Annotated in this window: 12 protein-coding genes; 4 read left to right on the forward strand and 8 right to left on the reverse strand. The window is 64.2% G+C overall.

All coding sequences use genetic code 11. The features are described 5' to 3' along the window. Positions 1-52: 52 nt before the first annotated feature. The 5 genes from BA190_RS31775 to BA190_RS31795 all read right to left on the reverse strand — a co-directional run bounded on the left by BA190_RS31775 (position 53) and on the right by BA190_RS31795 (position 5,859). Positions 53-1,294, reverse strand: a complete 1,242-nt coding sequence (locus tag BA190_RS31775) for an amidohydrolase family protein (protein WP_068297936.1) — start codon at positions 1,292-1,294, stop codon at positions 53-55. A 2-nt stretch (positions 1,295-1,296) separates the two neighbouring features. Beyond that, positions 1,297-2,874 carry a gamma-glutamyltransferase family protein gene (locus BA190_RS31780; protein ID WP_068297939.1) on the reverse strand — a complete coding sequence of 526 codons (1,578 nt, stop codon included), beginning with the start codon at positions 2,872-2,874 and terminating at the stop codon, positions 1,297-1,299. A 387-nt stretch (positions 2,875-3,261) separates the two neighbouring features. Then, a complete protein-coding gene (locus tag BA190_RS31785; RefSeq protein ID WP_068297942.1) occupies positions 3,262-3,537 on the reverse strand; it encodes a DUF1153 domain-containing protein in 276 nt (91 codons plus the stop codon). 129 nt (positions 3,538-3,666) lie between these two features. Continuing rightward, positions 3,667-4,953 carry a chloride channel protein gene (locus tag BA190_RS31790; RefSeq protein WP_082980176.1) on the reverse strand — a complete coding sequence of 429 codons (1,287 nt, stop codon included), beginning with the start codon at positions 4,951-4,953 and terminating at the stop codon, positions 3,667-3,669. A 126-nt stretch (positions 4,954-5,079) separates the two neighbouring features. Then, positions 5,080-5,859 (reverse strand): class I SAM-dependent methyltransferase, encoded by a 780-nt coding sequence (locus BA190_RS31795; protein WP_068297945.1) that lies wholly within the window; start codon positions 5,857-5,859, stop codon positions 5,080-5,082. A 187-nt stretch (positions 5,860-6,046) separates the two neighbouring features. Here BA190_RS31795 and BA190_RS31800 point away from each other — a divergent pair, with 187 nt between their 5' ends. From BA190_RS31800 to BA190_RS31810, 3 genes are all read left to right on the forward strand, one after another. After that, a complete protein-coding gene (locus tag BA190_RS31800; RefSeq protein ID WP_068297948.1) occupies positions 6,047-6,910 on the forward strand; it encodes an alpha/beta fold hydrolase in 864 nt (287 codons plus the stop codon). Positions 6,911-7,139: 229 nt separating this feature from the next. Continuing rightward, positions 7,140-8,711 (forward strand): serine hydrolase, encoded by a 1,572-nt coding sequence (locus BA190_RS31805; RefSeq protein WP_202908562.1) that lies wholly within the window; start codon positions 7,140-7,142, stop codon positions 8,709-8,711. Positions 8,712-8,885: 174 nt separating this feature from the next. After that, complete coding sequence (locus BA190_RS31810) at positions 8,886-9,767, forward strand: alpha/beta fold hydrolase (RefSeq protein ID WP_068297954.1); 882 nt, start codon at positions 8,886-8,888, stop codon at positions 9,765-9,767. 190 nt (positions 9,768-9,957) lie between these two features. Here the strand turns inward: BA190_RS31810 and BA190_RS31815 are convergent, their stop codons facing one another. Together BA190_RS31815 and BA190_RS31820 are read right to left on the reverse strand one after the other, a co-directional pair. After that, positions 9,958-10,818, reverse strand: coding sequence for a DMT family transporter (locus tag BA190_RS31815; RefSeq protein WP_068297955.1), 861 nt, complete (start codon positions 10,816-10,818; stop codon positions 9,958-9,960). Positions 10,819-10,844: 26 nt separating this feature from the next. After that, positions 10,845-11,357, reverse strand: a complete 513-nt coding sequence (locus BA190_RS31820; protein WP_068297963.1) for a GNAT family N-acetyltransferase — start codon at positions 11,355-11,357, stop codon at positions 10,845-10,847. A 108-nt stretch (positions 11,358-11,465) separates the two neighbouring features. Between BA190_RS31820 and BA190_RS31825 the strand changes: the two genes are divergently transcribed. Next, positions 11,466-12,872, forward strand: a complete 1,407-nt coding sequence (locus BA190_RS31825; protein ID WP_068297968.1) for a PLP-dependent aminotransferase family protein — start codon at positions 11,466-11,468, stop codon at positions 12,870-12,872. Positions 12,873-12,879: 7 nt separating this feature from the next. On the opposite strand, the gene BA190_RS31830 is transcribed toward BA190_RS31825, so the two are convergent. Next, entirely contained in the window at positions 12,880-13,671 is a 792-nt protein-coding gene (locus BA190_RS31830; protein WP_068297972.1) for a metal ABC transporter permease, read from the reverse strand. Positions 13,672-13,740: the final 69 nt, after the last annotated feature.

Raw genomic sequence — 13,740 nt, forward strand, 5'->3', positions numbered from 1 at the left:
CTTTGCTCCAGCTGGGAAACTCGATTGCTTCCCGCTTTGCAGCCCGGCGACATCATTGTTCTCGACGAATGATCTCCGGCCTCGTCGTACGGAATGTCGGGCGACCGCGCTTCCAGCCTCGTATCACGCGGCTGTTCTCGCGTACCGCCTGTTCAGGCGTCTCGCAGTCGATCAATACGATGTCGGCTGCCGCTCCGACCGATAGGCCGGATGCGCGCCGCATTCCGCGCGCTGCAAGAGGACCGATCATGTCGAAGACGAGCCGCAGATGCTCGGTGCGCGAAAGTTGAACGACATTGGCATAGAGGTTCGCCATGCGGAGGAGTGAAGCATCGCCAAATGGCGTGAAGGGGTTGAGAATATTGTTGGTGGCGATCGAGGCATTCACCCCCATCAAAGCCAGAATATGGGTCGGAGCGACCCCGCGCGGCACCAGTCGCTCATACTCGCGGCCATTTAGAAACAGGTCGGTGGCCGGCAGGGCTACCACTGCAATGCCGGCCTCCCGGAGCCCCGCCGCGATCGCTTCAACCTCATGCGACGGCCGCGCCGAAAGGCTCGTCATGTGTCCGAGCGAAACGCGCCCCTGCCAACCGCGTCGTATCGTTTCTTTCAGGACGACGGGCAGATTGCTCTTTTCGGGTGCGAGATCGAAATCGAGATGGAAGTCGACAGCGACGCCGTGCGCTTGCGCGAGGTCGAAGATCAGGCCGATTTGTCCAGCCGGATCGGGATCGGTGTAGGGAGCACCACCCACCAGGTCCGCTCCGTCCGCCAGGGCCTCATTCAACAAATCCAGCGTTTCCGGCTCGTTGGTAAGCCCTTCCTGCACGAAAGCGCAGATCTCGATATCGATGGCGAACGCGTAATCCCGGCGAACGCGTTTGACGGCTTCGAAGGAGCGCAACCCGGCCCGCGGATCGACCTCGACAAAGCTGCGCATCGCCATGGTGCCTTGTATGATGGCCTGCTCGACGACGCGAGCGGCCCGTGCATAGACATCCGCCTCGGTGAAGGACGCCTTGGCTCTTGCCGTCTCGCGCACCGCCTCCGCCAAGGTACCTTCGCAGATGCGGCAGCGATCGAGGATACAGGCTTTGTCCAGATGGATGTGGCTGTCGACGAAGCCGGCGCAAGCCAGTGCGCCTTCGGCATCGACGATTTCAACCGCTTCACAACGAAGCTCTCGACCGATCGCGGCGATCGACCTGTCGCGTATCGCCAAGTCGACCGGTTCCTCACTGGTTGGCAGGCGGGCATTGCGGATAAGCAGGTCGGCTGGAGGAATGTCCATCGTCAAAGACCGATCGCCCCACCATCGCTGCGCGGATCATGCGCAGCTATGATCGTCCCGTCAGGTCGGAGGTGAATGATGCCGGCATGTCCGCCGAGTTGGCTGAAGGGTTCGATCAGGCCCACCTGATGTCCCCTGTCCGCAAGCTCGGCAATGAGCGAGCCTCCGGCATGGGCCTCTATCTTCAGGCTGTCGCGACTGTCCGAGAAGGTACGCCCCAGAAGGAAACGCGGCCGGGATAGAGCCGCAAGCGGATCGAGCCCGTGGTCGATCAGCAGCGACAGCAGCAGAGCGAGGGTCTGCGGCTGCCCGTCGGCGCCTTGAGTGCCGTAAAGCAGGCAGGGATGCCCGTCTTTCAAGGCGATGCCGGGGTTCAACGTGTAGAAGGGACGTTTGCCGGCCCTGATGCAGTTCGGGCTCGCTGGATCGAGGCTGAAGGCCGCACCGCGGTTCTGCCATAGGATGCCGGTGTCACCGGCGACGACGCCGCTGCCCCAGTCGAAATAGAGGCTCTGCAGCATGGCAACGCTCCTGCCCGCGCTGTCCGTCGCCGCCAGGAAGGCCGTGTCGGCGGTCTGGAAGGGTTGCGGCCAAGGCAACGCCCTGTCGAGCTCGATTGAGCGTGCCTTCGCAGCCAGTCGGCGCCCATCGAGCAACCGCGCGACATTCACGTCTGTGAAGGCGGGGTCGGCGATCGACGGGCGATCGAGGAAGGCCTGTTTCACGGCTTCCACGAGGAGGTGATAGAATTCGGCCGAGGCAGGGTCGAGCCGACCCAGATCGAAGGAAGACAAGACGCCCATGATGGCAAGCGTCGTCGCGCCCTGCGTCGGCGGTGGCGGCGCAAGAAGGGTCACATCGCGATAGCGTTGCATAAGCGGCTGCTCACGGAGTGTGCGGGTGCTGGCGAGATCCGCGGCAGTCAGGGGTGAACCGGCAGCTCGGAGGCTCGACGCGATGCGCGCGCCCAGTTCGCCTTCGTAAAACTCGCGCACGCCGTGATCGGCTATGGCGCGCAACGAACTCGCCAAAGCCGGCTGGCGCTGTATGCCGTTCCGGAAGAAGATCCCTTGGAAGCCAGGCCATTGCGTGACCTCGCTTTCGCGGAAACGATACCAGAATTCTTGAGAAGGACTGACGTCGAAGCCGTTTTGTGCCAGCGCGACGGCGTCGTCGAGCAGGCCGGCGATGGAGAACCGGCCCTGCCAGTGGCTGTGGGAGTAGTCGAGGACTTGTCCCCAACTGTCGACGAGGCATGCCGTCGTCATGGCCGAAAGCGGCCCGCGAAGCGGGATGACAGACAGATCGGGGATGAACCTCGCCGCCTGGCCAATGCCCAGGAAGACGGTGGCAGAACCCGTGCGATCGGCAACAAGCCAAACCGCGTCTCCGCCGAGACCACAAAAATGTGGATAGAGGACCGAGAGTGCTGCGCTCGCGGCAACCAGCGCCTCGAGGGCATTGCCCCCCTGCTTGAGGACCTTCGCCCCGATCTCTGTGGCGAGCCAATGCGGCGTGACGACCATGCCCTCGCTCGACGTCGCGCTGTCGCTGAGCCCTTGCCGTGGGATGGTCTTCATGCAATCGCCGCGATTGTGTGAACAGACCTCCAGCCAAGCAAGTTCCGGGCCATTTCCGGCTCAGGCGCGTTCGACCTCTTCGAGGCCCCGGCGTCGGTGCACCCAGCGGAAATCCCAGCGATGGGCAGACGGCAACCAGGCGTGCGTTTCCAGGAAGGTCATGTTGGACCGGTCGGCATCTTCGAGACTTGGTATGACGCCAAGAGGCCTCATGCGGGATGCATGAACCTGATCCCGCAGACCAACAGGCTATTTTAGACCGCGGATATGAGGCTCGCCGTTCGACAAAAAGAGAGCAGATTGCGACTTTTGATCATCGCAACCTGCTCTTGGACTGTCGTGTCCGCTGCAAGCGGAAAGAGCAGGCCGGAAGGCCTGATCCTGGATCTATTGCCGGTAGTGCTGGATGCGCGTGGTGCGCAGGCCCGCCAGGCCGTGGCGGTCGATCGAGGCCTGCCAGGACAGGAATTCCTCGGTAGTCAGCACGTAGCGGTTGCAGGCTTCCTCGAGGCTCAGAAGTCCACCGCGCACGGCAGCTACCACTTCTGCCTTGCGCCGGATCACCCAGCGCTGGGTACCGGGAGGCGGCAGGTCCGCAACGGTCAGGGGGCTGCCGTCGGGGCCAATGACATATTTCACCCGAGGGCGAAGAGTTTCGGTCATGGGTACGCTCACACAATTCGAATGACCATGTGAGCTGCAGGCTAGGAGGGCTCGCTTAAAAATTGTTGAAGGAAATTCAGAAAAGTCATTGATCTCGCTTCGATGATTACAATTCGGCAACAAGCTGAATCAGGCCTTAACTTCGTCGCCATCCGTTCGGTTGCCGGGCGCCAGGAAGGGTTTGGCCAAGGCGTGGTAGAGCTTTTCCCGGCAGATGAGGGCCGAGATGCCGTCTGCAATGATGGCGGTGGCGAGTAGAGGCAGCACCATGGCGCGGCTGTCCGACATTTCCGAAATGATGATGACGGCGGTGAGCGGAGCCCTGACCACGCCGACGAAATAGCCGATCATGCCGAGAAGCACGATGGCGCCGAGCGGCTGGTCGGGAAAGGCGAGGGCGAGCAGATTGCCGACCCCGGCGCCGGTGGCGAGCGACGGTGCAAAAATCCCGCCCGGCACGCCGGACAGCACGGTGATCAGGCTCGAAAGGAACTTGGCCGGCCCGAACCAGAGGGGCTCGGCATGGGATTCGACCAGCCGGCGGGCGACCTCGTAGCCGGTACCCCAGGTTGCGCCCTGGCTGAGAATGCCGAGGATCGCCACCAGGAAGCCGCAGACCAGGGCGAGGCGGATGGGACGGCGACGCATGGCCGCGATCGGGGCGAGGGCGGTGGCGCCGAAAGCCAGGATCAGCCGCGAGAACAGGCCGCCGGTGATGCCGCCGATCACGCCGGCCAGCGGCGCGATGAGCAGGGCGGCGCCGAGCGGCAGCGCTTCGTGCACGGAGCCGAAATAGATGTAGTCGCCGGCAATGCCCAGGCTGACGAGACCCGAGATCATCACGGCCGCCATGGCCAGCAGGGCAAGGCGCTGGTGGTAGGAGGCCGCGAGTTCCTCGATGGCGAAGGCGATACCGGCGAGCGGCGTGTTGAAGGCGGCTGAGACCCCCGCCGCTCCACCGGCAATGATCACGGCGGGCGACAGGTCGATCTTCAGCAGGCGATGCATGAAGGCCATGATTGCGGCGCTGATCTGCACCGTTGGTCCCTCGCGACCGACCGAAGCGCCGACCAGGATGGCGCCGACCGTCGCCGCGAATTTGAAGACGGCGACCTTCATGGAGATCAGGCCGGTTGCAACGGCATGACGGGGATCGCGGGCGCCGGCACTTATCTGGGGAATGCCGGAGCCCCGCGCCGCGGGCGCGAAACGACGTGTGAGCCAGGCCAGGAGAGCGAGCCCGAGGGGCGTCACCACCAGTGGCGCATAGGGGGCTTTGGAGACCATCAGCTCGAACAGCTTCGCGGCCTGGTCGGCTGTCCAGGTGAAGGCGAGGGCGACGAGGCCCAGAATGACGGCGCCGATGGTCGTGGCGGTGCGGCGACGCAGCAATATTGGAAGATCGTCAGGAATCATCGGGCAAGCAAAGTCCTTTGCTTCCCTTCTACACCGCCCGGGCCTCGCGGCGGCAAGCAAGAATGGTTCAAGAAGACCTGGCTGGCGCCGAATGGGCGCAAACTATCCGCCCCCTGTCATCTCCACCTAGTCTTTCGCCCGTTCGGCGCTGATGATCCAGGCGCGTGACTCGAAAAGCACGCCGTCGGCCGTCATGTGAGCGTCCAGCAGATCGCGCAGCCGCTGCAGGGGCCGATCCGGTGGTTCGTCCGTGCGAGCGAGCGTGTCCTTCACCAGATAGAGGCCGGTGATGGCATCGAAGGCGGCGTCGACATTCGGCCCGTAGAAGACCGGCTCGTTCACTTCGGCGAAGTCGATCGAGGTAAAGCCGGCGGTGCTGAGAAGCGCCGTGGCCGTGGCGGGATCACCGAGTGAAAACGGCTTGCCGGCATCGACGGAAATCGCCCCTCCCGGAGCCAGGGCCTGCCTGATGGCGCTGGACCAGGTGTTACGCGCCTGGCTCTGCCACACCATCCATGCAAGACGCGCGCCCGGGCGCAGGGCCCGTGCGATATTGGCAAAGGCGGCGGCCGGATCGGCAAAGAACATCACGCCGAAGCGGCTGATGCACAAATCGAAGCCGGCAGCCGGAAACGCATGGTGTTGTGCGTCGCCCTGTTCGAATGCGACGTTTTCCAAGCCTGCTTCCAGGCAGCGTTGTCGCGCAATTGCGAGCATCTCGGCAGAAGTATCGACGCCGACGACGCCCGCTTCTACCGCGATACTGGCGGCTTCGCGTGTGGTCTGGCCTGCGCCGCAACCGATGTCGAGTACCCGGTCGCGTGGCCCGATCCTGGCAGCGGCCCGCAAATGGCGATTATGCCGGGACAATTCCGCGTCGTAGAAATCGGCACATTGCAACGCCATGAGACTCATCCGGTTTTGTCGTGGCTATGAGAAACGCGTCCTGTTGCCGGGTTTCCTGCTCGCTGGCGGCGGGGCAGCGTCCCTTGTTTGGTGGCGTATTGGATACGCCCCACAAACTGATTGCATAATAGGATCAGATGTGCAATGTCGAATCCAATTGCAATATGCAAGCAGAAGGATCGTGTTCATGGAACGGGCCGAATCATCCTGCGTCACCGAGAAATCCGTCGAAGTTAAAGGCGCGAAGCTTCAGACTCAGGCTTTCGGCGCACCATCCAGCCCGCCCATCGTGCTGATCATGGGGATGATGGCCTCGATGCTGTGGTGGCCGGAGAGGTTGTGCAGGGAACTGGCCGCTCGCGGACGCCATGTAATCCGGTACGACCAGCGCGACACCGGCCTTGCCACCCACTATCCGCAAGGCGAGCCTGGCTACGCCTCCAGTGATCTGGCCGACGATGCCATGGCGGTTCTCGACGGTTACGGCCTGGAAGCGGCGCATCTGGTCGGCATGTCGATGGGTGGTTTCGTCGCGCAGGAGGCTGCATTGCGCCATTCCCGGCGCGTGCTTACGCTCACGCTGATCAGCGCCTCACCGCTCGCGGTCAAGGGACTACCGCCCTCGACCGAAGCCTATCGGGAGCACTCCGCGACGGGCGAGGCAGTTGACTGGTCTGATCTTGGGGCCATCGCCGATTTCCTGCGCCGCGATGCTGCCATGCTCGCCGGCACCAGGCATCCGCATGATGCCGAGGCCGTGAATGCGCTGATTGCGCGCGACATGGCCCGGACGCCGGCATTTGCCAGCGCAACCAACCATTTCGCGCTGGTGAGCGGGGAGGAGGCCACGAAGCTGCGAGCCTCCGACCTCACGATGCCGGTTCTTGCAATCCACGGTACGGCCGATCCCTTGTTTCCCATCGCGCATGGAGAGGCCTTCACCAAGGCCGTGCCGAATGCGCGGCTGCACCGGATCGAAGGCGGCGGGCACGAAATCCACGACCGGGACATTGACGAGATGGTGCAGGCCATCGCCCATCATGCGACATAACGCGTGTCCGGCAAGGCAGTCGCACCCATCTTTCACGCGTTGAATTCGTAGTAAATTTCGTACAGCGAGCCGTGCTGATCGAATACAGCTTGGCGCGCTATTTCACGCTGGCAAAAATAAACTGAAAGAGGCAGGGTAGCCGGAGTCTTTCTCATGTCATCGGAAGAATTCGGCGATGTCTATATGTCACCAGGGGAGTAAAGTTGGCTCTCGGTTGCGGCATTCGCTGATGACGGCTGTCATCGCCGGTTCGATGATGCTGTCATCCATGGCGGTCGCGCAGTCGCTCAAGCCGGAAATCGGGCCCTCGCCGCCCGAGGATGCCATGCCGCTCTACAAGGGCGGCGTCGAGAAGGCGATCAGCAGTTTGCCTGAGATCGTTCGTGACGTCAGGGCTCAGTCACATGTCCCCGGTATCGCCGTGGCGGTCGTGCACGGCGGCAAGACCGTGTTCGCAAAGGGATACGGCGAACGCCTCAAGGACGACAAGACCCAGCCGGTCGATGAATTCACGGTGTTCCAGGTCGCCTCGGTCTCCAAGTCGATTTCCGCCACGGTTGCCGCGATCGCGATGACCAAGGGCACCTTGGCTGGCAAGGCCATCAGCTGGGACGATCGCGTCCGCACCTATCTGCCCGGCTTCCTGCTTGGGAACGACTATGTCTCGAACCAGGCCACCATCGGGGATTTCTTCGCCCATCGTTCGGGTCTGCCGGGAGCGGCCGGGGACGATCTGGAGGATCTCGGCTTTGAGCGCAGGGACATCATCCAGCGACTCCGGCTGATGCCGCTCGACCCCTTCCGGACATCTTATCATTACGCCAATTTCGGCACGACGATCGGCGCCGAAGCGGTCGCCGCCGCCATGGGCGAGCGCTGGGAGATCCTGGCCGATCGGCTGCTTTTCAAGCCTCTGGGCATGCGGTCGACCAGCTATCTTCACAAGGATTTCCTGGCACAGCAGAACCGCGCCGTTCTGCATGCTTTCGAGGGGGGTGAGTTCAAGCCCCGATATGACCGGGATCCCGACCAGCAGGCGCCGGCGGGCGGGGTTTCCTCCAATGTCACGGAACTGGCGAAGTGGCTGCAATTGCTGCTCGCGGGCGGCAAGTATGGCGGCGAAACGCTGATAGCGCCCCAGGTTATCCTGCCTGCGTTGACCCCCCAGGCGGTAGGCGGACGCGCCGAGGCGCTCGACGCGCGCACCGGCTTCTATGGCTATGGCTTCAACGTGAACGTCAATGCCAACGGCCGGACCTCCATGGGTCATTCGGGCGCTTTCCTGCTCGGCGCCGGCACCACCTTCCAGATCCTGCCTTCGGCCGATGTCGGCATCGTGGTCCTGACCAATGGCGCGCCGGTCGGCGCCGCCGAGGCCATCGCCGCGCGCTTCATGGATATCGTGCAATATGGCGGGGAAACGCGGGATTGGTATACCCTTGCGCATCAGCACATGATGGGCTTTTTCAAGCCGGTCGGCGATCTCGTGCGCAAGACGCCGCCTGCCCATCCCAAGCCTGCCAGGCCGCTTGCCAGCTATGTCGGCGCCTATGTGAGCCCTTATTTCGAGGTCGGCACGGTGCAGGTCGAGGATGATCATCTGGTCCTGCTGCTCGGGCCGCACCTGATGAAATTCCCGCTCCGCCACTGGGACGGCGACGTCTTTGCCTTGAGGCCCGACGGCGAGAACGCCCCCGAAGGCTCCCTGTCTTCGGTCAAATTCTCGGGGGAGCAGCCAAATCCTGGAGCGATGACGGTCAACTATCTGAATGCCGAGGGGCAGGGCAGTTTCAGGCGATGATCGCTTCTCCGCCCTCGCTCTGATCGTCCGAAAAGAAAAATCCACGGTCGAAGCGGGCCAAGGTCCGGACATCCTGTTTTCGATGCCGCGCGGCATCGCTGCTGACAGGACGCGGTCAGTTGCCTGGTCTTATGTCAAGATGACCTCCCCTCTGCCGCATCGGATGCCCAAGCCATGAAAATCATCGAAGCCGGCGTTCTCGACATCGCCTATATCGAAAAGGGCCCCGCCGACGGGGTGCCGGTCCTATTGCTGCACGGCTTTCCCTATGACGTCCATGCCTTCGACGTCGTCGCCGAGCGGCTGGCGGCGAAGGGCATGCGCTGCATCATCCCCTATCTGCGCGGCTATGGCCCGACGCGGTTTCGCTCGGCCGAGACGCCGCGATCCGGCGAACAGGCGGCGCTCGGCGCCGATCTCCTCGCGCTGATGGATGCTCTCGCCATCCCCGCGGCCGTGCTCGGCGGCTATGATTGGGGTGGACGTGCCGCCTCGATCGTGGCGGCGCTCTGGCCGCAGCGCGTGAGGGGCCTGGTGAGCTGCGGCACGGGCTACAACATTCAAGACATTGCCCGCGCCACCGTTCCGGCCGAACCGGAAGAGGAAATGCGCTTCTGGTATCAATATTATTTCCACACGGAGCGCGGCCGGGCGGGCCTGACGGAAAGACGCCGGGAGCTCTGCCGCTTCATCTGGAAGCTCTGGTCGCCGCGCTGGGCCTTTGACGAAGAAACCTTCCAGGCCAGCGCCGCCGCCTTCGACAATCCGGATTTCGTCGAAATCGTCATCCATTCCTACCGCCACCGCTATGGTGGCATTGCCGGCGACCCGGCACTGGCGGCGATCGAGACATGTCTTGCCGCCCAACCCGCGATCGACGTGCCGGCCGTCGTGCTGCAGGGCGATGCCGACGGCGTCGATCCGCCCCGCCGCGAAGATCGCGACGCTCCTCATTTCACCGCGCGTTATGAGCGCCGTATTCTCCCCGGCATCGGCCACAACCTCCCACAGGAGGCACCGGAGGCTTTCTCCGAGGCCATCGCCTCGCTGGTGTAGATCCCACGAGTACCGTGGTGACTTTCGATGCAATGGCTACCCCTGTGGCGGTACTGGGTCCGCGCAAACAAAAAAGGCCCGCTCGATAGCGGGCCCGAGGTGCGGAAATCACGCTTTCCGGGGGCGCTCCGCCGCAGGGGAAGCGGCGGGAACCGGTTGGGTGGACAGGCGGATCAGGCGTAGCGGCAGATCAGGCGTAGCGCTTGGCGCCGGCGACGCAGATCACCACGCCGGCCGCGACGGCCCACACCGTCAGGCCGACCTGCTCGTGCAGCAGCAGCGCGGCGAGAGCCAGAGACATGAAAGGCTGCAGCAATTGCAGCTGGCCGACGGCGGCGATGCCGCCCTGGGCAAGGCCGCGATACCAGAACACGAAGCCGATCAGCATGGAGAACAGCGAGACATAGACGAGGGCCGAAAGGGCCGGCCAGCCGATGGCGCCGAGATCGGCGGGCAGCCACCAGATCGCCAGCGGCAGCATCACCGGCAGCGACAGGATGAGGGCATAGGAGATCACTTGCCAGCCGCCGAGATCGCGCGACAGCCGGGCGCCTTCGGCATAGCCGAGGCCGCACACCAGGATGGAAGCTACCATCAGCCCGTCGCCCCAGGCATTGCCGGCAGTACCCTGGCTCAAGGCATAGGCGGCCACCATGGCGGCCCCGGCGATCGAGAACACCCAGAAGCCGAGGCGCGGACGCTCGCCGCCCCTGAGTACCCCGAAAATGGCGGTGGCGAGCGGCAGGAGCCCGATGAAGACGGTGGCGCGCGAGGAGGTGATGCTCTGCAGGGCAAGCGCCGTCAGCAGCGGGAAGCCGACCACGCAACCGATGGCGACCAGGCCCAGGGAACCCAGCTGCGAAGCGCGCGGCCATCTCTGCCTGAGGATGACCAGGAGGGCAATGCCGAGCAGGCCGGCGATGGCGGCGCGCGCCGTGGTCAGGAAAAGCGGCGTCAGGTCATGCACCGCCACGCGGGTGGCCGGCAGCGATCCGGAGAAGATCGCCACGCCCAGGAAACCGTTGAGCCAGCCTGCCGACTTGTCGTCCATTTTTGTATCTTTCGTATTTCGTTTCGTCAGCCGGCAATGCCGCGGACATAGAATTTCGTGTCGACCGCCATGATCGGGAAGCTGGCGGGCAGATCGTGCCGGGCGATCTCGGCAAAGCCGTTCTTCTCGTAGAATCGGTGGGCGGCCAGGAATTTGGCCGTGGTTCCCAAGAAGATTTCCTCGATGCCGCGTTCGCGGGCTTCGTCCAGGAGATGGCCGAGCAGGCGCGAAGCCACGCCGTAAGGCCGGCCGCGATAGGGGGCGGCCACGAACATCTTGCGCAAAGCGGCCTGCGCTTTCGCGGTGCGGCCGGGAGCAATATCCTTCAGTCCGATCGTACCGACGATGGCGCCGTCATGTTCCGCCACCCAGAATCCACCCCGGCCGCTCTGATAGAAATCACCAATCGCGTTTAGGTCCGGCTGGTCGCCTGCCGTGATCTCGATGCCGAATTCCTCGCGCTGAATGGGGAGGATGACGTCGAGCACGCCATCCCGGTCGGCCGGTACGAATTGTCTGATCCTGATGGCAGTCGTCATGGGGAAACCTTCGAATAATCGAGCTTGTTGTCCCAGAATTGCGCTGGCATCGACAGGGACAGACCGGTACAATCTATCTGAACTGTACTGGTTCATGGAGAGGTACGGATGCTGGATCAAGTTGGCGGTTCCACGCTGATCGAGGCGACGATGGCGGAGATCCGCCGCCTGATCGCCACGGCGCCCGGTGCGCGCCTGCCCTCCATCCGCCGGCTGGCCGAACGGCAGGGCGTATCCAAATCGACCGTCGTGGAGGCCTATGAACGGCTGGTCGCGCAGGGCGCCGTGGCGGCGCGGCCCGGCTCGGGCTTCTTCGCGGCCGGCCGTGTCCGTCCCTTCGCCTTGGCGGAGAGCGGTCCGAGCCTTGATCGCGCCATCGATCCGCTCTGGATCTATCGGCAGTCACTGACCCAGCAGACGAGTGCGCTGCACCCCGGCTGCGGCTGGCTGCCCGATTCCTGGCTGCCCGAGGACATGGTCCGGCGCGGGCTTCGCGCGGTGGCGCGCGACGAGACCACCAATATCTCGACCTACAGCGTGCCCCAGGGGCTGCGGTCCCTGCGCGAGCACCTGGCCCGCCGCTTCACGGAGCGGGGCCTGGAAGTGGAGCCTGCCGCAATTCTGCTGACCGATTCAGGCTCGCGCGCCATCGACCTAGTCTGCCGCTTCCTGATCCAGCCTGGCGACGTCGTGCTGGTGGACGATCCCTGCTATTTCAACTTCCAGTCCCTGCTGCAGGCGCAGCGGGCCCGCATTATCGGCGTGCCCTATACGCGCCAGGGGCCGGACCTCGAGCGTTTCGCCAGCCTGTGTGCCGAGCATCGTCCCAAGCTCTATCTGACCAATGCCGTCCTCCATAACCCCACCGGGGCGACGGTGAGCGTGGGCAGCGCCCATCGCCTCTTAAAACTGGCCGAGCAGCATGATTTCATCCTGGTCGAGGACAACATCTTCGCCGATTTCGAAGCACGGCCCTCGCCGAGCCTGGCGGCGCTCGATGGTTTCGAGCGTGTCATTCATCTCGGCAGTTTTTCCAAGACGCTGACGGCGGCCTTGCGCTGCGGCTATATCGTGGCGCGCGCCGACTGGATCGAAGGACTGACGGATCTGGCGCTCGCCACCGGCATCGGCTGCAGCGATGTCGCGGCCCAGACCACGCTGTGCCTGCTCACCGATGGCAGCTATCGGCGCCATCTCGACGGCCTGCGCCCGCGCCTGGCCAGGGCGATGGCCGCGACGACGGAAAGGCTGGAGGCCTGTGGCCTGCGCCTGTGGCTGGAGCCGCAGGCCGGCATGTTCCTGTGGGCGGAGCTTCCGGAGGGGCTGGATTCGGCGGCGATCGCCCGCAAGGCCCTGGAGCGGGACGTGGTGATGGCGCCGGGCAACGTCTTCAGCGTCTCGCGCAACGCCGCCCGCTTCCTGCGCTTCAATGTGGCGCAATCGGCCGACAAGCGCATTTTCGATGTTCTCGCCGAGGTGATGGAGAAGACGGCGACATCCCGCGAGGGTATGTGACTTGCGGTCAGTGCCCGCGCTTGCGCGCCATCAGGCCCGCAGCGACATAGGCGAGCGCTCCCAGGGCCGTAATCCAGAAGCTGGTCGGCCAATCGGTATAGAAGGCCAGGACCAGGCCGATCCAGGCGATGGCCACCGCCAGGACGATGGAGATGATCAGCCCCTGATGGACGCGGTGGCTGATCCGCAATGCCGCCGCCGCGGGGGCGACCATCAGCGCGAAGACCAGGAGCACGCCGACGATCTGCATCGCCTCGGCCGTGGCTAGGGCGACGACCACCATGAAGAGGGCGGAAATCAGGGATGTCGACACGCCCTTGGCCTCGGCGAGTTCCGGCTGCAGGCTGGCGAACAGGAGGGGCCGCCCGATGACCGCAAGACCGATCAGGCAGAGGAGGCCGAGGCCTGCCAGCACGAAGACCGTGCCGAGGCTGACGCCGAGCACATTGCCGAACAGGAGATTGGTCACAGCCCCAGCATAGGCCTTGTAGAAATAGAGAAAGAGCAGGCCGATGCCGAGCGAGAGGGTGAGCACGATGCCGATGGCGACATCGCGATGGGCGCGCTCGCCCAGCAGGCCGATGCCGATGCCGGCCAGAACGGTGAAGATGGTGAAGCCCACGAAGGGGGAGAGGCCGAGCAGCGCGGCGCCGGTCGCACCGGGAAAGCCGACATGCGCCAGGGCATGGCCTGCAAAGGTCTCGCCGCGCAGCACCAGGAAATAGCCCACGGCCCCGGCGACGATCCCCACGATCGTGCAGGCCATGAAGGCATTGCGCATGAACTCATACTCGAACATTGCGGGACTTTCCTGGACAATCCTGGGAGCGCGGACGTCCTCGTCCGCCTCTTCCTATCCGCGCGAGCC

The organism is Labrys sp. WJW, assembly GCF_001676615.1.
Taxonomy (GTDB): domain Bacteria; phylum Pseudomonadota; class Alphaproteobacteria; order Rhizobiales; family Labraceae; genus Labrys; species Labrys sedimenti.